This window comes from Leucobacter sp. VD1 (assembly GCF_037150695.1).
In the GTDB taxonomy this organism is placed as follows: domain Bacteria; phylum Actinomycetota; class Actinomycetes; order Actinomycetales; family Microbacteriaceae; genus Leucobacter.
This window is the reverse complement of the sequence record NZ_JBBCPO010000001.1, coordinates 353,148-373,942: the sequence shown is the minus strand read 5'-3', so window position 1 is coordinate 373,942 and position 20,795 is coordinate 353,148. Positions and strand designations below refer to the sequence as shown.

Below are 20,795 nucleotides of genomic sequence, written 5' to 3'. Positions count from 1 at the left end.
CTGTTGAATTTTCAATCCGGGATTATCCCGGCCTTACAGAATACCACCGTCGGCCTGCTGTGTATAGCGGTGCGCCACGCGCTCCCGCAGGGTTCCCGGCGTGAGGCCGAGCGCCCACTCGCACACGTCAGCAACGAAGTGCACGTAGGCGGCGTGTTCGAAGGGCGCGGGGTCGTTGGCGTAGGAGCCGAAGCCGTCGACCGCCATGAAGATGCGCACGCAGGCCTCGAAGGGATCCTCGACGGTGAAGACACCGTCGGCGCATCCCGCTTCGATGACCTCGGCCAGCCGGCCGCGGTCGAGGCCCTCCTGCTCCTCGATGGCGTCGGCGAGCGCCGGCGTGAATCTGGCGAGGTGCCGGGCGTTCAGCCAGAGCCGCGAAAAGCCCTCTTCTTCGAACTGCATGCGCTGCACGAAGACCACCAGCCGCTCAAGGGGGTCGCCGCTGACGGAGAACAGATGCTCCCGCTCCCCCGTGATGGCGAGCACGAATGCTGCCGCGACGAGATCTTCGGCGGCCGGGAAGTAGTGGCTGATGAGGCCGGGCCGCACGCCGAGGCGGTCGGCAACGGCGCGCAGTGTGATGCGTTCGAGCCCCTCTTCGAGGGCGATACGTGCGGCCTCAGTGAGGATCTCTGCGCGGCGCTCTTCCGGCTGCTTCCGCACCCGCGACGACACCCGCTCCGATCCACCCGAAGCACTCTGTGGCACCCCTGCAGCAGCCCCGTTTCCCCCGGGCTGCGCCGCCCTTGGCTCTCCGCTTGACACCATGCCCATCATCCTATTGGATAGGTGACCAACAGAGTCCATTGGCCCCATGACCAATAGCAGCGCTGCTCACATGCCACCAGCAATGATGCTCGGGACTCCGCCGAGAGGATCCTCACCCGTGTCCAACGACCCCACAGTCGCCCCTCACGAATTCGTTGACGTCGCCACCCACCCGGAGACCCGCGGTATCGAGCTTGTCGCTCCTTCCGAGCGCCACGGCCGTGCCCGCGACCTCTTCGCGGTGTGGGCCGCGCCGAACGTCAGCGTGCTCAACTTCACCATGGGCGCCACGCTCACCCTCGTGCTCGGGCTCGAAATCTGGCAGGCCATCATCGTGATCGTCGCCTCAGCGCTGCTGTGGGTGCTCCCCGGCATCGTCGCCATCAGCGGCCCCGCGGCGGGCACCTCCGGCTCCGTCATCACCCGCGCGATCTACGGCGTGATCGGCAACAAGTTCGTCATCGCCTTCTACGGCTGGTTCATCTCCGGCGTCTTCCTCGCCCTCAACTGGGTCGCCTCGACCTTCATGGGCGCCGAACTGCTGCGTCGCATGGGCATGGAGAACGAGACGCTCAACATCGTGCTCGTGAGTCTCGTGGTGTCGGCGGTCACCGTGCTGGTGGCGGTGTACGGCCACGCACTGATCCTGCGCGCCTACACCGCGATCACCGCGGTGCTGCTGGTGATCTTCGTAGTTGTGGTGGGCTACATCCTGCCCCACGTCGATTGGGCGTTCACGCAGCCTGAGCCGCTTGAGGGCATCGGCCTGTGGTCGGCGATGGCGATCGGCTTCGCGATCCTCGCATCCACCCCGCTCTCCTACTCGAACAGCGCCGATCTCGCCCGCTACCTGCCGCGCGAGACCAAGCCCTCCCACATCATCGCCGCGACGGCGCTTGGCGGCGCGCTCCCCTGCATCGTCTTCACCTCGTTCGGCGCGCTGCTCGGCGGCGCCGTCAGCCCCGAGGATCTAGCCTTCGGCATCGAATACCCGCTGCTCGACATGGTTCCCGCCTGGTTCGGCCCGATCTTCGTGCTCGGCGTCATCGTCAACACGATCGCCCTCAACGGCATGACCACCTACACCTCGAGCATGGTGTTCCAGTCGATTGGCATCCCGATCAAGCGCATCCCCTCGGCCGTGCTGGTGGGCGTCCTCGGCACCATCTTCACCGTCGTGCTCGCGCTGTCAACGAGCCTCATCGACGCGGTGAACCTCATGCTGCAGTTCCTGCTCATCATCTCGGCACCGACCATGACCGCCTACGTCACCGACATCATCATGCGGCGCAACCGATACAGCGGTTTCGACCTGTTCGACGAGACTCGCACCGGCGCGTTCTGGTACTCCGGCGGCTTCAGCATCGGCGGCCTGGTGTCGGTGGTCGCGGGCGGCGCGGCGACCGCGCTCTTCCTGTCGACCGACATCTGGACCGGCCCGCTCGCGGAGGCGATCGGCTACATCGACCTGTCGGTGCCCGCCGGCATGATCGTCACCGCGGTGCTCTACATGGTCTTGAATCGCAGTCGTATTGCGGCGCAAAACGCCGAGTACGAGGCCGAGCACGGCACGGGCCAGGCAGCAGCATGACCGGCGAGGCTCTGACGGGCGCCCACCCGCCCCGCTTCCCCGGCGCAGAGCCCGGGCAGCCCCACCTCGACAGCTGGCAGGAGGCACCGCAGAACCGCTGGGCGTTCGCCCACCTCGGCGAGCTGCTCCCGTCGGCGACGATCTCCCGCCGCTCGCCCGCGGCGCCCCTCGCAGCGCACGTGCGCCTCGAAGCGCTCACCCCGCAGATGCCCGATCTCCAGGCGCGACTCGAGCAGACCTACACCGACGCGTTCCTCGTGCTGCGCGGCACCGAGGTCCTGGCCGAGTACTACGCACCGGGCTTCGCGGCCGACGATCTGCACCTCCTGATGAGTGTGTCGAAGTCGCTGTGCGGCACGGTCGTTGGGGCGCTGGTGGACGGGGGGCGGATCGACCCGGCCCAGCCCGTCACCGCGTATGTGCCCGAGCTTGCGGGGTCGGTCTATGACGGACCGCTGGGTGATCCGTCAGCCCCGCGGGTCACGGTGCAGCAGGTGCTCGACATGGAGATCGCGATCGACTACAGCGAGGACTACGTCGATCCTGCTTCTGAGGTGCAAACGCACGATCGTTCGGCAGGCTGGCGTTCGCGGCGTGAGGGCGACCCGGCCGACACCTACGAGTTTCTCACCACGCTGCGCGGCAACGGCGCTACGGGCGAGTTCCAGTACTGTTCGGCGAACACCGACGTGCTCGCCTGGATGATCGAGCGTGTCACTGGCTTGCGTTACGCTGAGGCGCTTTCGGTGCATCTGTGGTCGAAGCTGGGTGCGGATCGCGACGCTACGATCACGGTCGATTCGGCGGGCTTCGGGTTCGCGAACGGCGGGGTCTCGTGCACGGCGCGCGACCTCGCCCGCGTGGGCCGCATGATGCTCGACGGGGGCGTCGCTCCCGGCGGTCGCGTGGTCTCGGAGGCCTGGGTGCGCAGTGTGATGAGCGGCGGATCGCGCGAGGCCATGACCGACCCGGGCTTCACAGGCGCCTTCCCCGAGGGCAGCTACACGCGCCAGTGGTGGTGCACCGGCAACGAGCGCGGCAATGTGAGCGGGATCGGGATCCACGGCCAGAACCTGTGGCTGGATCCACAGACCGACTCGGTGATCGTGAAGCTCTCGACGTGGCCGGATCCCGACACGGAGCACTGGCACGGCCTGCAGAGCGGCGTGCTGCTCGACGTGAGCCGCGCCCTCGACGCGGTGGTGTGACAGTGGGGCGGATCCGCCAACTGATGTGACTGCGCCCCTCGCAGGTGAGCACAGTTTCGACGCGATGTCGGGGCTGGCTCGGCTGCGAGGGGCGCAGTGCTGTGGGGGCTACTCCCCCAGGCGGTTGCGGGCGCGCATGGCGCGCTCTGCTTCGCGCTTGTCTTGCTGTTCGCGCAGGGTTTGCCGCTTGTCGTATTCTTTCTTGCCCTTCGCGAGGGCGATTTCGACTTTGGCGCGCCCGTCGAGGAAGTAGAGCCGCAGCGGCACGATGGTCATGCCGCCCTCGCGTGTCTTCTGGTAGAGCTTGTCGATCTGCTGGCGGTGCAGCAGCAGTTTGCGTTTGCGGCGCGGGGCGTGGTTGGTCCACGAGCCGTTGAGATATTCGGGGATGTAGGCCGCGTCGAGCCAGGCTTCTCCGCGCTCAATGAACACGTAGCCGTCGACGAGCGAGGCGCGACCCATGCGCAGCGACTTCACTTCGCTGCCGGTGAGCACCATGCCGGCTTCGTAGGTGTCGAGGATGTGGTACTCGTGCCGTGCCTTCTTGTTGGAAGCGATCAGCTTTTCGCCGGTCTCTTTGGGGCTCATGTCACATCCTCTCTCCGCGCCGGGGTCTGGGTTCGCGCACAAGCGCGAAGATCAAGCCTAGCGCACGCGCGGCCGCGGCGAGCACGACTGATGCAGCGAGACGGCCTGTTCCAGCGCCTCTGCAACAGGCCGCCTCGCCGAAATGCTCAGTCTCGCCGCACGGCAATGCCGGCCGCGAACTCGCTACACCCGCAGGTAGCGGGTGATCGCGATCTTCGCGGCGATAGCAGAGAGCACCACGCCAACGAGCACGAGCACGGGTGGCACGACGAGCGATTGCTCGACGGTGATGTAGCTCGTGAACGGCACTTCCCGGGCCAGGAATCCTTGCACGAAGAATTTCACGATCCCCACTGAGGCACCGCCGGCGAGCACCGCACCGACGAGCGCAGCGATGATGCCCTCCAAGATGAAGGGGGTCTGGATGAAGCGGTTCGATGCCCCCACGAGGCGCATGATGCCGATTTCGCGTCTGCGCGAGTAGGCGGAGAGGCGGATCGTTGTGGAGATGAGCAGCATGGCGGCGACGAGCATGAGGCCTGCGATAGCGATAGCCGTGTAGCTGGCGACGCCGAGGAACAGGAAGATTCTGTCGAGCAGGCTGCGCTGATCGGACACGCTCTGCACGCCGGGAATACCCGAGAACGTCTCAGTGACGATGTCGGAGCGGGAGGGGTCTTTGAGTTTCACCCAGAAGGTCTGGTTGAGCTGTTCTGGGCGTGTGATGTCGAGGATGGGGTTGCCCTCGAACTGCTTGGTGAACTCTGCGTAGGCCTGCTCGTGGTCGACGAAGAAGAAGTCGTCGATGTAGGGCCGCAGCGTGTCGGATTTGAGGGCGTTCTCGACGGCGGAGATTTCTTCTTCGTTGGCGTCGGTGCCCGAGCAGGTAGCGCTCTGGTCGAAGTCGGTGCACAGGTAGATGGCGACCTGCGCCCGGTCATACCAGAACGTCTTCATCTGCTGGATCTGCAGCTGCATGAGAATCGCGGCACCCACGAAGGTGAGCGACACGAAGGTCACGAGGATCACCGAGATGACCACTGACATGTTGCGGCGCAGGCCACTCCAGACCTCGCCGAGTACGAGTCCTGCTCTCATCGCACCGGCCCCACATCTGTTTCGTCGTCGTCTTTTCGGCTGAGTCCGAGGTGTTCGGCGAGGTTGCCGGTTTCAGACATCTGCACGGGGTCTATGGGGCGCCCCGGGTCGAGGAAGCTGGGGATGCGGCGCAGTTGTTGGCCGTCGGCGCGCACGGTGTCGTCGTCAACTTCGGGGTCGACCTGGCCGAGCGGCTGGGGTTCTTCGAAGACGGAGGCTTCGCGCGGCGCGGGCGCAGGCGTCGGGGCCACGGGCGCAGCCGGCGGTGCGACAGGGCGCTGCGGGGCTTCGGGGGCCGCAGGTGCTTGTGCGGCGGGGGCGGCGCTCGGTGCCGGGTAGCGGATCGGCTCGGCGAGCGCAGCGGGAGCGGCCTGAGCCGGAGCTGCCGGTGCCTGGGTTGCCGGTGCCTCGCCGCCGTCTTCCGGTGCAAGCGCGGCGCGCACCACGGCTTCGGTGGTGCGCAGCACCTGCACGCCCTCTTCTGAGAGGTCGGCGACAGGGATCGAGGCGGTCTGGCCGTAGCCGCCGCCGACTTCGTCGCGCACTACGACGCCCTGCGAGAGTTCGACCACGCGCTGCTGCATGATGTCAACGAAGGTGGCTTCGTGGGTAGCCATCACGACGGTGGTGCCCGAAGCGTTGATGGCGCGCAGCAGTTGCATGATGCCGAGGCTGGTGGCGGGGTCGAGGTTGCCTGTGGGCTCGTCGGCGAGCAGGATCGAGGGCTTGTTGACGATGGCGCGCGCGATGGCGACGCGCTGCTGCTCACCGCCGGAGAGTTCGTGGGGGAAGCGTTTGGCTTTGCCCGCGAGACCTACCATTTCGAGGGTGTCGGGCACTGCTTCTTGAATGAAGCCGCGCGACTTGCCGATCACTTGCAGAGAGAAGGCGACGTTGTCGTAGACGGTCTTGTTGGTGAGCAGACGGAAGTCTTGGAACACCGTGCCGAGGTTGCGTCGAAAGTAGGGCACTTTGCGCGAGGAGATCTTGCTGAGATCTTGCCCGAGCACGTGGATCTTGCCGGAGCTCGGCTGGTCCTCGCGCAGGATGAGGCGCAGGCAGCTCGATTTGCCCGAACCGGAGGCACCCACGATGAACACGAACTCGCCGCGGTCGACGCGCAGGTCGATGCCGTCGAGCGCCGGTTTCGCGGTGCCCCGGTACTTCTTGGTGACGTTCTCGAAGAGGATCATGACGTCACGACACTACGCCACTTGTGCTGGAAGCCGGCAGAGGCGCGCGGCGCGAAGTCGCCTAGGCCTCGTTCTTCGAGAGTGAGCGCCAGCGAATACCCGCGGCGATGAAGCCGTCGAGGTCGCCGTCAAACACGGCGTCGGGCTGCGACGACTCATGCCCCGTGCGCAGATCTTTCACCAGCTGCTGGCCATACAAGAAGTACGAGCGAATCTGATCGCCCCAGCTCGCCGTGACCGAGCCGGCGAGCTCCTTCTTCTTCGCGGCCTCCTGCTCTTTCTGCAGCAGCAGCAGGCGCGTCTGCAGCAGCCGCATCGCGGCCGCACGGTTCTGAATCTGCGACTTCTCGTTCTGCATCGAGATCACGATGCCGGTGGGAATGTGCGTAATGCGCACCGCCGAGTCGGTGGTGTTGACCGACTGGCCGCCGGGCCCAGACGAACGGAACACATCGACGCGAATGTCGTTCTCGGGAATATCGACCGCGGTGGCCTCTTCGAGCAGCGGGATCACCTCAACACCGGCGAAGCTCGTCTGCCGCTTATCAGCCGACCCGAAGGGGCTGATGCGCGCGAGGCGGTGCGTGCCGGCCTCAACCGAGAGCGTGCCGAAGGCGTACGGCGCATCGATCTCGAAGGTTGCCGATTTGATGCCGGCACCCTCGGCGTAGGAGGTATCGAGCACCTTCGTCGAGTAACCGTGCTGCTCGGCCCAGCGCAGGTACATGCGCAGCAGAATCTCTGCGAAGTCGGTGGCATCATCGCCGCCGGCACCGGAGCGGATCGTCACCACGGCCGCACGCTCGTCGTACTCCCCCGACAGCATCGTCTGCACTTCGAGGTCTTGCACCAGCTTCTCAAGCGCAATGAGCTCGTCTGCGGCCTCCTGAGCCGAATCGGCATCATCAGCTTCCTGCGCCAGCTCGATCAGCACCTCGAGATCATCAAGCCGGCTCTCCACCGCACGCAGCTTGCGCACCTGCGCCTGCCGGTGCGAGAGTCCGCTCGTCACCTTCTGCGCAGCGGCGGGATCATCCCACAGATCGGGGGCGGCGGCCTGCTCTTCAAGCTCGACGATCTCCCGCTCAAGGCGCGGCAGATCGAGAACCGCGGCGATGTCGGCGTAGGTGGCGCGGAGAGCGCGGATGCGAGCGCTGAAGTCAAGATCGAGCATGATCCCCTAGCTTACAGTCCAGCACCGAAACCCACCCCGCAACGCCCCTCACACCACCTCGGCGGTCGCCGGTGCCGCAGCCGCAGCCCCACCGCCATCCCAGGCCTGGCGCAGCAGCTCGACAGCGTGCGGCAAATCGACCCCCGAGACCGCGAACGGCAATCGCACGAAACGTTCGAACACCCCCGGGCTGCCAAATTGCGGGCCAGGCGAGATGCGCAGGCCCAACCGGGCCGCCTCCCGGCTCAACCTGGTGCTGCGCGCCGCGCCCAGATCTGCCCACACACTCACCCCGCCCGTCGCCGGTGAGATCCGCCACTCAGGCAACCGCTGCGCGAGCGCACCCGTCAGCGCCCGATGCCCCGCAGTGAGCTCGCGGCAGCGATCCGCAAGCACCTCGTCATAGCGTTCCAGCGAGAGCGCACCGAGCAACTGCGCCCAGGTGCTCGTGCCCAGATCGCCCACCACCCGCGCCGCCTCGAGGCGCGCGATCAGCTCGGGCGCCGCGCGGATCCACCCCACCCGCAGGCCGCCCCACACCGTCTTCGCTAGCGAACCGACGGTGAGGATCGCGTCGCGCTGGTGCGGTAGCACCGCCGACGCCGCGAACGGCAGCACACCTCGCGGCTCGCCCAACACCAACTCTGCCGTCGTCTCGTCGGCAATGATGTACGTGCCCTGCTCGGTGAGGTTCGTGATAAGACGCTCGCGCAGCTCGGGGGGCATGCTGAGGCCAGTGGGGTTGTGATGATCGGGAATCAAATATGCGAGACGGGCCGAGGTGCGACTCGCGATCTCCAGCATGCTGGCCGCGTCATAATCGTGCGGGCCGACGGGCAACTCAGCCACGAGCGCACCGGCCGAGGCGAGCGCCTCCCGGGCGTGCGGGTAGCTCGGAGACTCGATCAGACTGCGATCACCCCGATTCAGCAACGTGCGGGCAATCAGAAAGATCGCGTGCTGGGCGCCGAGCGTCACCATGATCTGCTCGGGCACAGTGGGCAGGCCGCGACGCGAATAGCGCTCCGCGACATGCGCGCGTAGCGCGGGATGGCCGATCGTGTCGTAGCCGTCGAGGAGGAAGGCGTCAGGGTGTTCTGTGAGCGCCAGTTGCGCCAGCTCGGGCAGCCGCTGCCAGGCGCCGGGCGAGGCTCGCGTGAGGGCGATTTCATCGGGGTCGCCCTCAGCCCAGACGCCACCACGCACTCCCACGCGACCGAGCACCACGGTGCCGGAGCCGCGTCGAGATTCGACGACGCGCTCCTCGCGCAGGCGCTGGTAGGCGGCCGCTACGGTGGTGCGGCTCACGCCGAGCTGTTCGGCGAGGGGGCGCTCGGCGGGGAGCACCGAGGCGGGTGGCAGCCGTCCGTCGCGCACGAGGAGCGTGATGCTCTCGCTCAGCTCACGGTAGCTGTGGCCGTTGCCGCGCCACGCTCCGAGGAGTTCTTGGAGCCGGCGGGCGGAGAGACGCTGCGCGATCATGAGGCCACTGTATGCGAATTGGCATCTTGAAGGCCAGTCCAATCTCATGTGGACTGGTCGCATGTTCTCCCGACTGCTCCGCCTGGTCCCTGGCCTCCTGCTCTACGGCGTCGCCGACGCCTTCATGATCCGCGCCGCCATCGGCGTCGACCCCTGGACCGTCTTCGCCCAGGGCATGTCAGTGCGCACCGGCCTCGGCATCGGGCTGCTCACCAACATCATCGGCCTCGCTGTGCTGCTGCTCTGGATCCCCCTCCGCCAGAAACCAGGCCTCGGCACCCTGCTCAACATCATGCTCGTCGGCCCCGGCATCGAACTCGGCCTCTGGCTGCTGCCCACCCCCGAAACACTCTGGGCCAAGATCGCCTTCTTCGCAGCCGGGCTCCTCCTGCTCGCCATCGCCAGCGGCATCTACATCGGCGCCCACCTCGGCCCCGGCCCGCGCGACGGCCTCATGACAGGCATCCACAACCGCTTCGGCACCCCCATCTGGATGGGCCGCACCGCCGTCGAAGTAACCGTGCTGCTCATCGGCTGGGCGCTCGGCGGCAACGCAGGCATCGGCACACTCGCCTTCGCCCTGCTCATCGGCCCGCTCTGCGGCATCACCCTGCCACTGCTCGACCCCGTGGCGCGGCACGAACGCCGTGAACGCAAAACTTCCGGGGCCGGGCGCCATGCGCCGCAGCCCCGGAAGCCCGAGGGTGAATCTGACGAACGCCCCTACTCGACGCCCTCGACAACCTTGTTGTAGCCCGTCACCGGCTGATTCTCATCGAAGGCGGCCACCTTCTTCTTGAAACCCTTCGTGAGGAAGAGCAGATAGAGGAAGCCGAGACCTGTCCAGATGAGACCGCCGAGCAGCGCGTGCCCATCGAGGTTCACCCACAGCAGGCCCGTGAGAGCCGTGCCGAGGACCGGCATGACGATGTAGTTGAAAATGTCCTTCGGCGTGTGACGGCGGCCCTTGCGGATCGCGAACCACGCAATCACCGAAAGATTAACGAAGGTGAAGGCGATCAGCGCGCCGTAGTTGATGTAGGCCGCGATCATCTCCAGGGTGAAGGCGATCGCGAGCAGCGAGATCGCACCGGTGAGCACAATGTTGAAGGTGGGGGTGTGCGTCTTCGCGTTGATGTAGCCGAAGAACCTCTTCGGGAGCACATTGTTGCGACCCATCACCAGCAGCATGCGCGACACCGAAGCGTGCGAAGCCAGACCCGAAGCAAGCGTCGCCGCGAAGCCCGCAGCCGTCAGCACCGCCGCAAGCACCTTGCCGCCGACAAGCTCACCGATGATCGGCAGCGTCGAATCCTCGACGAACTGCATGTCGCCGCCGGGAGCGAACTCGTTCCAATCGGGGAAACGCTGCTGCGTGAAGTAGCCGGCGACCAAGAAGATCGCACCGCCGAGCACCACCGTGAGCAGAATCGCCTTCGGCATGATCTTCGGCGTCTTCGCCTCCTCGGCGTACATGGTGACCGCGTCGAACCCGATGAACGAGAAGCAGACAATCGTGGCACCCGCGAGCACCGCACCGAGCTCGACCTCATTATGGAAGAACGGCTGCACCGTCACCACACCACCCACACCCGCGCCGCCGGCGAGCTGCACCACAACCATCACCACGAACACAGCCATCACCGCGATCGAGAACACCAGCAGGATCATGTTCACATTCGAGGTGCCGCGCATCGTCAGGTAAATGATGCTCGTCACAAAGACGACGTAGATGATGACCCACACCCAACCGGGCACCGCGGGGAAGAACGCCTCAAGGTAGCTGCGAATGATGAGGCAGTTGACCATCGGGAGCAGCATGTAGTCGATGAGGGCGGTCCAACCCACCAGGAAGCCCACATTCGGGTGCATCGACTCGCGAGCGTAGGTGTAAGCCGAACCGGCGCTCGGAATCGCGCCGGCGATCTTGCCATAGCTGATCGCCGTGAAGATCATCACGATCAACGCGACGGTGTATGCGAGCGGCACCACATTGTTCGTGTCGCGCGCAACCAGGCCGAAGGTATCGAACACCACCGTGGGTGTCATGTAGCCCAGTCCGAGGCCCACAATGGCCCACAGGCCGAGGCTCCGCTTCAGGGACCCGCCACGCTTCGCGGCCGGCATCAACGTCTTCGTCATGTGCTCTCCGAGTCTCCGGTGGTCGCTCGGGCGGCTCGCCACGATGCGACACGATCTGCGGCGGGTTTGCACCCCACCAGGCAATCATCCTGCACCCGAAGCGCCCCCGACGCAAAAACAACAGCTTCCCGCCGCAGAATCTGCGGCGGGAAGCTGTCCAAATGGGTAACCCTGTTCTCTAGCGACGCGCCAACCGCTTCTGCTTGTTGATATTGACCATCTGCACGATGATCACGAGCAACAGCGCCCCGATGAACACAATCGACGCCAGCACATTCGCCTGCGCCGGCACACCCTTCAATGCCGAAACATAAATGAACTTCGGGAAGGTCGTCGCTGTGCCCGAGTTGAAGTTCGTGATGATGAAATCATCGAACGACAGCGCAAAGGAGAGCAGCGCCGCCCCGATAATGCCGGGAAGCAACATCGGGAAGGTGATCCGCCAGAACACCTGCGCAGGCGAAGCGTAGAGATCGCGACCCGCCTCCTCAATCGCGGGATTGAGACTTGCGACCCGAGCCTTCACCGCGACCACAACGTACGAGATGCAGAACATCGTGTGCGCCAGAATGATCGTGCCGATGCCCTTTTCTACACCCACCAGCAAGAACTGGGCGGCAAGACCCGCGCCCAACACCACCTCAGGGGTGGCCATCGGCGTGAACAGCAACAGGCTGACCGTCGAGCGGCCCTTGAACTTGAAACGCACCAGCGCAATCGCGATCATCGTGCCGAGCGTGGTCGCAATCACCGTGGCAACCACACCCACCAGAATGCTGTTGCCGAAGGCCTGGCACACCTGCGGGGCTCCGCAGGGATTCTGCCAGTTATCAAGCGTGAACCCGCGCCAGATGATGTTGTTGCGCCCCGCATCGTTGAACGAAAACAGAATCACATGGGCGATCGGCAGCAGCAGGTAGATCAGCGTGATCGTGGCGATCACAGGCACAAAGCCCTTACCGAGACTGAACTTCTTCACAGCAGATCCTCCGCCCCGCTCTTACGCACATAGGTGGCGACAAACACCAGAATGATCAGCATCAGCAAGATCGAAAGCGCCGCAGCCATCGGGTAGTTCTGAGTCTGCAAAAAGTTCGACTCGATCACGTTGCCGATCATCGTGGTGCCCGTGCCGCCCAAGAACTCGCGAGACGCATTCACGTAGTCGCCAGACATCGGAATGAAACTGAGCAGCGTGCCCGAGACCACACCGGGCATCGACAGCGGCAGGGTGATCTTGCGGAATGTCGTCACCGGCGAGGCATACAGATCGGAACCCGCCTCGAGCAGACGCAGATCGAGCGCCTGCAACGACGCAAACATCGGCAGCACCATGAACGGAATGAAGTTGTAGACCAGACCGAAGATCACCGAGAAATGCGTACCGACGAGATCACTCGGCAGAATCGACTTCCAGGCGAGCGTACGCAACAAGAAACTGATGAAGAAAGGCGCAACCACGAGGATCAGCAGCACCCCCTGCAGCATCGGCTTCGAACGCACCTTCACACCGATCAGATACGCCAGCGGGTAACTGATCAACAGACCGATGATCGTCGCAGTGAGGGCGTAGACGAAGGATCGCAGCAACTGCGGCCAATACTCGACCAGCGCAGCCCAGTAGTTGGAAAACTGAACAGCGGCCACATACTGGCCGATGCCGCCGCTCTCAGCCGGCACCTGCAGCGAAGTGAGCGCCAACTGCACGAACGGGGCGACGAAGAAGAGCAGCATGTAGGCGATGCCCGGTGCGAGCAGCACCAGCGCCATACGACCCTTCTTATTGGGCTGCTGCTCGACAGCCTTCGAGCTGCCGGAGAACGCGGTGAATGCCATGTGCGTTCCCTACTCGCTGAGACTCGCCTGCGAGGCAATCGCCCGAGTCGAGAAATCGGCGGTGAGCGCACCGGTGTCGAGACGATCATCGGCAAGGCCGAAGGTGTGCTCGACGTGCCAGCTCAACCAGACTTCCTCGCCGAGGCTCGCAGCAGGGCCGGCCTCGACGTTCTGCGAGAACACCTCGACCGCTCCGGCACCAGGCACCTCGACCGTGTATTCGGTGCTGACACCGATGAACGAGACGTCGGTGATGCGGCCAGGGCCGAGCACATTCCTGCCCGCAGTGTCTACGGGTGCCTCACGGTGCAAGCGCAACTTCTCAGGTCGCACGCCGATTGTGATCGCGCCGCTGTCGCGCTCACTGCGCGATCGGGGCAGCGTGATCGGCGTGCCCAGCAGATCGGTGTGGATCGCCGTGTCAGTGCCGCCCACCACATCGACCGCGAACAGATTCGACTTGCCCAGGAAGTTCGCCACGAACACGGTGCGCGGCAACTCGTACAGTGCCTCAGGGGCACCCATCTGCTCAATGCGCCCCTTGTTCATCACCGCGACGGTGTCGGCCATTGTCATAGCCTCCTCCTGATCGTGGGTGACGTGCAGGAAGGTCAAGCCAACCTCCTGCTGAATCTGTTTGAGCTCCTGCTGCATCTGACGTCGCAACTTGAGGTCGAGTGCGCCGAGCGGCTCGTCGAGCAGCAGCAGCGCCGGCCGGTTCACCACGGCACGGGCAAGAGCCACGCGCTGCTGCTGACCACCGGAAAGCTGCGCCGGCTTGCGATCCGCCATGTGATCGAGCTCGACGAGCTGCAGCGCCTCATGCGCCTTCGCAACCGGATCGCCGACCTTGCGGCGGCGCAGACCGAACGCGACATTCTCGAGAATCGTCATGTGCGGAAACAGCGCATACGACTGGAACACGGTGTTGACCTGCCGCTGGTGCGGTTTCAGCGCGGTCATGTCTTTGCCGCCGATGAGGATCTTCCCCTCAGTGGGATCTTCGAGACCAGCCACCATGCGCAGCGTTGTGGTCTTGCCGCAACCCGAAGGGCCCAGCAGTGCGAAGAACGAGCCTGCCGGAATCTTCAGATCGAGGTTCTCGACAGCGGTGAAACCGGGGTAGCGCTTCTGGATACCGACGAGTTCGAGGTCTGCGCCGGATGTTGCAAGTGAGTTTTCTGCCATGGTTAGAGCCCCAACACATTCTGGAATTCCGTGGAATAGCGCTTGTCTTCTTCAGCGGTGAGACTGCGGAACGAGTGCAAGTGCTGCCAATCGGCTTCGCTCGGGAAGATGAGCGGGTTGTCGGCATTCTCAGGGTTGATTTCTTTCATTGCTTCTTGCGTGCCCTTCACCGGCGGGATGAAGGTGACATAGTTGGCCACCTCGGCCATGACGACGGGATCGTAGTAGTAGTCGATCAGCTGTTCGACCTTCTTCTTCGCCTCCGCCGAGGTGCCATTGGGCACCGTAAAGGAGTCGGCCGCGATCATGCCACCCGACTCAGGGATCTCAAGGGTCCACTGATTGTCGTTCTCGGCGTTGAGCATCACCACATCACCGGTCCACGCCATCGCGGCGAGCGCGTCGCCCGTGATGAGATCTTGGGTGTAGCTGTTGCCCTTGACGTTGCCGATCTGGCCGCTATCCAACCCATCAGCGAGCCACGCTAGCGCCTCATTGAATTCCTTGTCGCCCCAGTCGCCCGAGGGGTCGTAGCCGAGACCGGCGAGCACCATGCCCATGGTGTCGCGCATCTCGCTCAGCACCACGACCTTGCCCTTCAGCTCCGGGCGCAGGAAATCGTCGAGGGTCTTAATGCCCTCCGGCACCGCCTTGGTGTTCCACACCCAGCCTGAGGCGGGGAGCTGCCACGGGATCGAGAACTTGCGGCCGGGATCGACATCGAGCGCATCCCACTGCGCATCGACAAGGTTGGCCTTCACATTGGGGAGGTTGGCGTAGTCGAACTCCTGCACCTGCCCCGCCTCGATGAGGCGGGCGTTCATCCAGTCGGTGAAGGTGACGACGTCGTAACCGGTGTACTGGTCGAGCTTCAGCTGATCCTTGATCTTGCCGTAGAAGGTGTTGTTGTCGTCGATGTCTTCGATGTAATCGACGTTGAAGCCGGCCTCCTGCACAAAGGCCTCGAGCGACGGGTAGGTGCCAGTCGCCTCATCGAAGTCGAGGTAGTAGGTCCAGTTGCCCCAGACGATGCCGTCTCCGCCACCGCCGCCACCACCTGAGCAGGCTGAGAGGCCGAGCGCACCGGCACCCGCGGCCCCCACCGCGGCACCGCGCAGCAGCTGACGCCTGTTGAACTGCGCCCCGCGCAGCATCTGAACGATATTGCGGACAATCGGATCTTCTGGTTGACGGGCCATGAGTATCTCCTTTGGTTCTCACGGATGGGACCGACAACGCGAACGGCTGCACTGCCGGGTCTGAACATGAGACTGGATTAGAAAAGCGGCTGACGCCAAGCCCCCGCCCCGTGATCTGGCATTTCGTCACGAAAGGGTTACCTCACTCGTGCATGGCGGTGAATCTCGGCATCGATCCACCACCTGATCGACGCTTTCCGAAGCATCGCTTCCACTTGCACAGCGCGCATTGATACAGTGCTGTCAGCACCCTCCCCCGCCTTCCCAGCCGCGCACGAGAAGCGCTCATTGCTTGAGCAACGAGGCGGAGATAAGCAGAATTTGCCACCCTTTTCTTCGGATTCCTTTGCTATTTCAGCATTTCACTGCAAGAATCAGTGGCGTGAGCAGCAAACGCACTTCGCCAGCGCTCGACGCAACGTCGAAGGCGATCATCGAACAGCTTCAACGCGATGGTCGCCGCTCGTACGCGGAGATCGGCAAGGCGGTCGGCCTCAGCGAGGCCGCCGTACGCCAGCGCGTGCAAAAGCTCACGGATGCCGGGGTCATGCAGATCGTTGCAGTGACCGACCCAATGCGACTCGGCTTCAGCCGACAAGCAATGCTCGGCATCCGCGTTTCCGGCGACACCAGGGTCGTCGCCGACCGTCTCGCCGAGATGCCGGAGATCAGTTACGTGGTACTCAGCGCTGGCTCCTTCGACATCCTCGCCGAGGTTGTCTGCGAGGACGACGACGGTCTCATCGAACTGCTCAACGAGAAGATCCGCAAGATCGAGGGCGTAGCAGCGACCGAGAGCTTCGTCTACCTCCAACTCACTAAACAGAAATACGACTGGGGAACACGATAACCATGTCCTACGATCCCACTGCAGCCGTGGATGCCGCCGCGCTCCAGGCTTCGGCCCGCAACCACATGTGGCCGCACTTCACCAACCGCAAGGTGCTCAACGACGGCATCCCCGTCATCACCCGCGCCGAAGGCCACCACATCTACGACGCCGCAGGCAAGCAGTACATCGACGGCCTCGCCGGCCTGTTCGTTGTCAACGCCGGCCACGGCCGCCAGCGCATCGTCGAGGCAGCTGCCAAGCAGATGCAGCAGCTCGACTTCATGCCCCTGTGGTCCTACGCACACCCCGCCGCCGTCGAGCTGTCGGAGCGCCTCGCTTCGTACGCGCCCGGCGAGATGAACAAGGTCTTCTTCACCACCGGTGGTGGCGAGGCCGTTGAGTCGGCTTTCAAGCTTGCCAAGCACTACTGGAAGATCCAGGGCAAGCCGATGAAGCACAAGGTCATCTCCCGCTCGGTCGCCTACCACGGCACCCCGCAGGGCGCCCTGGCGATCACCGGCATCCCCGACATGAAGAAGTTCTACGAGCCGCTGACCCCCGGTGGTCACCGCGTGCCCAACACGAACTTCTACCGCGCAGAGGAGATGGGCGCCCCCTCGAACGACCTCGAGGCCTTCGGCCAGTGGGCCGCGAACCGCATCGAAGAGGCCATCCTCTTCGAGGGCCCCGACACCGTCGCCGCTGTCTTCCTCGAGCCCGTACAGAACTCGGGTGGCTGCTTCCCGCCTCCCCCCGGCTACTTCAAGCGCGTGCGCGAGATCTGCGACCAGTACGACGTCCTGCTCGTCTCGGATGAGGTCATCTGCGCCTACGGCCGTATCGGCGACTTCTTCGCGTCGAAGGCCCTCGGCTACGAGCCCGACATCATCACCTCGGCCAAGGGCATCACCTCGGGCTACGTGCCCCTGGGCGCCATGATCGTCTCGGACAAGGTTTCCGAGCCCTTCAACTCGACCGAGAACACCTTCTACCACGGTTTCACCTTCGCCGGTCACCCGGCGGCGGCAGCTGCGGCGCTCGCCAACCTCGACATCTTCGAGGAAGAAGACCTCAACGGCCACGTGCGCGAGAACAGCCCGCTGTTCCGCGCCGAGCTTGAGAAGCTTCTCGACATCGACATCGTCGGTGACGTGCGCGGCGAAGGCTACTTCTTCGGCATCGAGCTGGTGAAGGACAAGGCCACCAAGGAGACCTTCAACGAGGAGGAGTCGGATCGACTCCTGCGCGATTACCTGTCGCCCGCGCTGTGGGAGGCCGGCCTCTACTGCCGCGCCGACGACCGTGGAGACCCCGTCATCCAGCTCGCTCCCCCGCTGACCATTGGTCCGGCTGAGTTCGCAGAGATCGGCGGCATCCTCCGCAGCGTGCTGAAGGACGCCTCCTCGAAGATCTAATCTCGAGCGCGTAACAGCCCCAGACCAGTCTCGGGTTCGCAGCCCCCTCACCACCGGCCACGCCGGCGGTGAGGGGGCTTTCGCGTGCGTGAGGGGCGTGCGGGAGAGGTGTGCGGGTGGAGGCCTGGCAGCAGTCGCGGCTTGCGGTGCACAAGGTCAGCGGATCAGCGGCTGCGGATCAGCAGCGGATCGGCGACACGCCGTGACGGCCTGGCGACAGATTTCCGGCGGTCCCCCGTCTATATCTATGGCGGGCCCGCACACGCAGAAGCGCCCCGCTCCTCCGAAGAGGAGCGGGGCGCTTGCAGTAAGCCTGAGCGGCGATCGCTTAGCGGCGAAGGCCCAGACGCTCGATGAGCGAACGGTAGCGCGCGATGTCGACGTTCTGGAGGTAACCCAGCAGACGACGGCGCTGGCCGACGAGCAGCAGGAGGCCACGGCGCGAGTGGTGATCGTGCTTGTGGGTCTTCAGGTGCTCGGTCAGATCCTTGATCCGCTGCGAAAGCATCGCAACCTGCACCTCGGGGGAACCGGTGTCACCGGGCTTGGTCGCGTACTCTTCAATGATCGCCTTCTTGACTTCTGCTTCCAGTGCCATAGGGATCCCCTTCCTCTTGCTGCGCGGCGCCATCAGCGGGATGCTGGGGCTCTCTTTATCCGCGGCCGTTCTAACGGCAACCTGTACATCCTAGCACCTTTACTCCACCGGGGCTTCTCGAAGTAGTGTTCGGGCTCGCCCTGCGCCACATGGATCTGCCGTCCGCATGAGATCTGCCGTCCGCATGAGATCTGCCGTCGATATGACGCCCGAGGCAAGTGTCGCCATATCTGCCGCAGATCCCATACCGAGGGCCGAGGCCGAAACTCCGGCCGAAGGCATGTGACCATCCAGAAACCCACCCGTGACCCGACCGTGACACCTCAGAGACAGCCCCGAAACAGCGGCAGCGCACACTTGTCAAACCGACGGCCTACTATCGGGCCGGTGCAGAGAAAGGCAGCAGCCATGGAACTCACTCCGCAAGACGTCTGGACACTCGCGAGCACCGCGCTCGTGCTCATCATGACCCCGGGCCTCGCCCTTTTCTACGGCGGCCTCGTGCGCGTGCGCTCCGTGGTCAACATGATGCTCTTCAGCGTGAGCGCCATGGGCGTCGTCGGCGTGCTGTGGATCCTCTTCGGCTACAGCATGAACTACTTTGCCGAGGGCGAGAGCGGCTTCGCAGGCGACCCCTTCAAAGACTTCGGCCTGATTGCCACTGCCCCGGCCGACTTCATCGGTGTGGGCTTCGGCGCCGTGTTCGCGATGATCACGACCGCCCTCATCTCGGGCGCGATAGCGGATCGGGTGGGGCTCGGCTCGTGGGTGATGTTCGCGGGCGTGTGGGCCACGCTCGTCTATTTCCCCGTCGCGGCCTGGGTGTGGGGCGGCGGCTGGATTCAGCACCTGGGCAGCGTGCTCGGCACCCCCGACGTGATCGACCTCGCCGGCGGCACGGTGATCCACATCAACGCGGGCGCTGCAGCGCTCGCATTGGCGCTCGTCGCGGGCAAGCGCCTGGGCTTCGGGCCAGGATCGCACAAACCGCACAGCATCCCGCTCGTGACGATCGGTGCCGCACTGCTGTGGTTCGGGTGGATCGGCTTCAACTCAGGTCTCGCCACAGAGACCGGCGAGGCCGGCCTGATCCTCGTCAATACCCTGGGAGCGCCGGCCGCAGGCATCGTGGGGTGGATCGTGGCCGACGTGCTGCGCGGCAAGAAGCCGGGAGTGATCGGCGCGGCATCCGGCGCAGTCGCGGGGCTCGTCGCAATCACCCCGTCTGCTGCGAATCTGGCACCGATGTGGGCGCTGCTGCTCGGACTCATCGCCGGCATCGCGTGCGCCTTCGCAATCGAGTGGAAGTACCGCCTCGGCTACGACGACTCCCTCGATGTCGTTGGCCTGCACCTCGTGGCGGGCGTGATCGGCTCGCTCTATCTCGGCTTCTTCGCCTTCAACGACGGGCTGTTCACCGGCGGCGACGCAGGCTTGCTGCTGGTGCAGACGATCTCGGTGCTCGCCGTGATGGTCTACTCCTTCACCGTCTCGCTGCTGATCGCACTGGGCGTGAAGCTGCTGACCGGGCTGCGGGTGCCTGCCGAAGTGGAGGAGAGCGGCATCGACGCCGTCGCCCACGGCGAAGAAGCCTACGCCTACGAGGTGCCGGCGCTGCGATGACCCGGCGCGGGATCGGCGTTAGGCTCAGAACATGACTCCCGCGCAGCCCCACGACGCCCAGCAGCTCGCCAGCATCGCCTCAGAGGTCGCCGTCGCGGCGGGCAAGCGCATCCTCGAATTGCGACGCGGCGGCGTTGCCGTCGCCGCGAGCAAGTCGAGCGAGGTCGACATCGTCACCGAAGCCGACCGCGCCTCAGAGCAGATGGTGGTCGAAGCGCTGCTCGCCGCAAGACCAGACGATGGCGTGCTCGGCGAAGAAGGCGCGGGCATCACGGGCACCAGCGGCATCACCTGGGTGATCGACCCGATCGACGGCACCGTCAACTACCTCTACGACCTGCCCGCCTACGCGGTGAGCATCGCGGCTACCGTGCCCGACACCGCAGCGAGCGCCGACGGTCGACGCGCGATCGCGGGTGCGGTGTTCGCGCCGCGCACAGGTGAGCTCTTCGAGGCGTGGCAGGGCGGCGGATCACGCCTCAACGGCTCCCCCCTCGCGATCTCGGGCAAGCAGCAACTCGCGACCGCGCTCGTGGGCACCGGCTTCGGCTACACGGCCGAGCGCCGCACCGAACAGGCGGCGATGCTCTCACGCACGCTGCCGAAGGTGCGGGACATCAGGCGATCAGGATCCGCCGCCTACGACATCTGCAGCTTCGCGGCAGGCCGTCTCGATGCCTTCTACGAGCACGGCCTGCAGCCCTGGGACTACGCCGCGGCACTGCTCATCGCCCGCGAAGCCGGCGCAACGGTGATCGGCGTCGACGACACCACCGCACCGGGAGAACCCGGATTCTTCGCGGCAGACGCCCAGCTGGTGGGTGAACTGCGAGGCCTCGTGCTCGGAGCCTGAGCCG

19 protein-coding genes are annotated in these 20,795 nt (G+C 64.9%); 7 read left to right on the top strand and 12 right to left on the bottom strand.

Going from position 1 to position 20,795, the window contains the following annotated elements; all coding sequences use genetic code 11:
* Nucleotides 1–33: 33 nt before the first annotated feature.
* Complete coding sequence (locus WFL22_RS01845) at nt 34–771, bottom strand: TetR/AcrR family transcriptional regulator (RefSeq protein ID WP_336991228.1); 738 nt, start codon at nt 769–771, stop codon at nt 34–36.
* A 118-nt stretch (nt 772–889) separates the two neighbouring features.
* Between WFL22_RS01845 and WFL22_RS01840 the strand changes: the two genes are divergently transcribed.
* Together WFL22_RS01840 and nylB are read left to right on the top strand one after the other, a co-directional pair.
* Complete coding sequence (locus tag WFL22_RS01840) at nt 890–2,362, top strand: purine-cytosine permease family protein (RefSeq protein WP_336991227.1); 1,473 nt, start codon at nt 890–892, stop codon at nt 2,360–2,362.
* A complete protein-coding gene (nylB, locus tag WFL22_RS01835; RefSeq protein WP_336991225.1) occupies nt 2,359–3,570 on the top strand; it encodes a 6-aminohexanoate-dimer hydrolase in 1,212 nt (403 codons plus the stop codon). Before WFL22_RS01840 ends, nylB begins: the two co-directional genes overlap by 4 nt.
* A 108-nt stretch (nt 3,571–3,678) precedes the next feature.
* Here nylB and smpB read toward each other — a convergent pair whose 3' ends face one another.
* The 5 genes from smpB to yczR all read right to left on the bottom strand — a co-directional run bounded on the left by smpB (nt 3,679) and on the right by yczR (nt 9,105).
* Nucleotides 3,679–4,158 (bottom strand): SsrA-binding protein SmpB, encoded by a 480-nt coding sequence (gene smpB, locus WFL22_RS01830; RefSeq protein ID WP_336651419.1) that lies wholly within the window; start codon nt 4,156–4,158, stop codon nt 3,679–3,681.
* 183 nt (nt 4,159–4,341) lie between these two features.
* Entirely contained in the window at nt 4,342–5,256 is a 915-nt protein-coding gene (gene ftsX, locus WFL22_RS01825) for a permease-like cell division protein FtsX (protein ID WP_336651420.1), read from the bottom strand.
* Nucleotides 5,253–6,449, bottom strand: coding sequence for a cell division ATP-binding protein FtsE (ftsE, locus tag WFL22_RS01820; protein ID WP_336991224.1), 1,197 nt, complete (start codon nt 6,447–6,449; stop codon nt 5,253–5,255). Before ftsE ends, ftsX begins: the two co-directional genes overlap by 4 nt.
* A gap of 61 nt (nt 6,450–6,510) precedes the next feature.
* A complete protein-coding gene (prfB, locus tag WFL22_RS01815) occupies nt 6,511–7,623 on the bottom strand; it encodes a peptide chain release factor 2 (RefSeq protein WP_336651422.1) in 1,113 nt (370 codons plus the stop codon).
* Nucleotides 7,624–7,671: 48 nt separating this feature from the next.
* Nucleotides 7,672–9,105: a MocR-like transcription factor YczR gene (gene yczR / locus WFL22_RS01810; protein ID WP_336991223.1), complete on the bottom strand. Its 1,434-nt coding sequence runs from the start codon at nt 9,103–9,105 to the stop codon at nt 7,672–7,674.
* A gap of 61 nt (nt 9,106–9,166) precedes the next feature.
* On the opposite strand from yczR, the gene yczE reads away from it, so the two are divergent.
* Entirely contained in the window at nt 9,167–9,859 is a 693-nt protein-coding gene (yczE, locus tag WFL22_RS01805) for a membrane protein YczE (RefSeq protein ID WP_336991222.1), read from the top strand.
* Here yczE and WFL22_RS01800 read toward each other — a convergent pair.
* From WFL22_RS01800 to WFL22_RS01780, 5 genes are all read right to left on the bottom strand, one after another.
* Entirely contained in the window at nt 9,829–11,247 is a 1,419-nt protein-coding gene (locus WFL22_RS01800) for an APC family permease (protein WP_336991221.1), read from the bottom strand. The two genes, yczE and WFL22_RS01800, sit on opposite strands and share 31 nt — an antisense overlap.
* Before the next feature lie 178 nt (nt 11,248–11,425).
* Nucleotides 11,426–12,226, bottom strand: a complete 801-nt coding sequence (locus WFL22_RS01795; protein WP_336651425.1) for an ABC transporter permease — start codon at nt 12,224–12,226, stop codon at nt 11,426–11,428.
* Nucleotides 12,223–13,083: an ABC transporter permease gene (locus WFL22_RS01790; protein ID WP_336651426.1), complete on the bottom strand. Its 861-nt coding sequence runs from the start codon at nt 13,081–13,083 to the stop codon at nt 12,223–12,225. Before WFL22_RS01790 ends, WFL22_RS01795 begins: the two co-directional genes overlap by 4 nt.
* Nucleotides 13,084–13,092: 9 nt before the next feature.
* On the bottom strand, nt 13,093–14,271 hold the full coding sequence (locus tag WFL22_RS01785) for an ABC transporter ATP-binding protein (RefSeq protein WP_336651427.1): 1,179 nt from the start codon (nt 14,269–14,271) through the stop codon (nt 13,093–13,095).
* Between the two features lie 2 nt (nt 14,272–14,273).
* On the bottom strand, nt 14,274–15,470 hold the full coding sequence (locus WFL22_RS01780) for an ABC transporter substrate-binding protein (RefSeq protein WP_336651428.1): 1,197 nt from the start codon (nt 15,468–15,470) through the stop codon (nt 14,274–14,276).
* 382 nt (nt 15,471–15,852) lie between these two features.
* On the opposite strand from WFL22_RS01780, the gene WFL22_RS01775 reads away from it, so the two are divergent.
* Complete coding sequence (locus WFL22_RS01775; protein WP_024357680.1) at nt 15,853–16,320, top strand: Lrp/AsnC family transcriptional regulator; 468 nt, start codon at nt 15,853–15,855, stop codon at nt 16,318–16,320.
* Between the two features lie 2 nt (nt 16,321–16,322).
* Nucleotides 16,323–17,717 (top strand): aspartate aminotransferase family protein, encoded by a 1,395-nt coding sequence (locus WFL22_RS01770; RefSeq protein WP_336651429.1) that lies wholly within the window; start codon nt 16,323–16,325, stop codon nt 17,715–17,717.
* 328 nt (nt 17,718–18,045) lie between these two features.
* On the opposite strand, the gene rpsO is transcribed toward WFL22_RS01770, so the two are convergent.
* Nucleotides 18,046–18,315 carry a 30S ribosomal protein S15 gene (rpsO, locus tag WFL22_RS01765; protein ID WP_017885160.1) on the bottom strand — a complete coding sequence of 90 codons (270 nt, stop codon included), beginning with the start codon at nt 18,313–18,315 and terminating at the stop codon, nt 18,046–18,048.
* A gap of 408 nt (nt 18,316–18,723) precedes the next feature.
* On the opposite strand from rpsO, the gene WFL22_RS01760 reads away from it, so the two are divergent.
* Nucleotides 18,724–19,938: an ammonium transporter gene (locus WFL22_RS01760; protein ID WP_336991219.1), complete on the top strand. Its 1,215-nt coding sequence runs from the start codon at nt 18,724–18,726 to the stop codon at nt 19,936–19,938.
* A gap of 31 nt (nt 19,939–19,969) precedes the next feature.
* Nucleotides 19,970–20,791, top strand: a complete 822-nt coding sequence (locus WFL22_RS01755) for an inositol monophosphatase family protein (protein WP_336991217.1) — start codon at nt 19,970–19,972, stop codon at nt 20,789–20,791.
* The last annotated feature ends 4 nt before the right edge of the window (nt 20,792–20,795 follow it).

Excerpts from the sequence above, each read along its gene's own strand:
- nylB (WP_336991225.1), top strand. The coding sequence starts at position 2,359 with ATGACCGGCGAGGCTCTGACGGGCGCCCACCCGCCCCGCTTCCCCGGC.
- WFL22_RS01755 (WP_336991217.1), top strand. The coding sequence starts at position 19,970 with ATGACTCCCGCGCAGCCCCACGACGCCCAGCAGCTCGCCAGCATCGCC.
- WFL22_RS01845 (WP_336991228.1), bottom strand. The coding sequence starts at position 771 with ATGGTGTCAAGCGGAGAGCCAAGGGCGGCGCAGCCCGGGGGAAACGGG.
- yczR (WP_336991223.1), bottom strand. The coding sequence starts at position 9,105 with ATGATCGCGCAGCGTCTCTCCGCCCGCCGGCTCCAAGAACTCCTCGGA.
- prfB (WP_336651422.1), bottom strand. The coding sequence starts at position 7,623 with ATGCTCGATCTTGACTTCAGCGCTCGCATCCGCGCTCTCCGCGCCACC.
- rpsO (WP_017885160.1), bottom strand. The coding sequence starts at position 18,315 with ATGGCACTGGAAGCAGAAGTCAAGAAGGCGATCATTGAAGAGTACGCG.
- ftsX (WP_336651420.1), bottom strand. The coding sequence starts at position 5,256 with ATGAGAGCAGGACTCGTACTCGGCGAGGTCTGGAGTGGCCTGCGCCGC.
- yczE (WP_336991222.1), top strand. The coding sequence starts at position 9,167 with ATGTTCTCCCGACTGCTCCGCCTGGTCCCTGGCCTCCTGCTCTACGGC.
- WFL22_RS01760 (WP_336991219.1), top strand. The coding sequence starts at position 18,724 with ATGGAACTCACTCCGCAAGACGTCTGGACACTCGCGAGCACCGCGCTC.
- WFL22_RS01785 (WP_336651427.1), bottom strand. The coding sequence starts at position 14,271 with ATGGCAGAAAACTCACTTGCAACATCCGGCGCAGACCTCGAACTCGTC.
- WFL22_RS01800 (WP_336991221.1), bottom strand. The coding sequence starts at position 11,247 with ATGACGAAGACGTTGATGCCGGCCGCGAAGCGTGGCGGGTCCCTGAAG.
- WFL22_RS01790 (WP_336651426.1), bottom strand. The coding sequence starts at position 13,083 with ATGGCATTCACCGCGTTCTCCGGCAGCTCGAAGGCTGTCGAGCAGCAG.
- WFL22_RS01770 (WP_336651429.1), top strand. The coding sequence starts at position 16,323 with ATGTCCTACGATCCCACTGCAGCCGTGGATGCCGCCGCGCTCCAGGCT.
- WFL22_RS01780 (WP_336651428.1), bottom strand. The coding sequence starts at position 15,470 with ATGGCCCGTCAACCAGAAGATCCGATTGTCCGCAATATCGTTCAGATG.
- ftsE (WP_336991224.1), bottom strand. The coding sequence starts at position 6,449 with ATGATCCTCTTCGAGAACGTCACCAAGAAGTACCGGGGCACCGCGAAA.
- smpB (WP_336651419.1), bottom strand. The coding sequence starts at position 4,158 with ATGAGCCCCAAAGAGACCGGCGAAAAGCTGATCGCTTCCAACAAGAAG.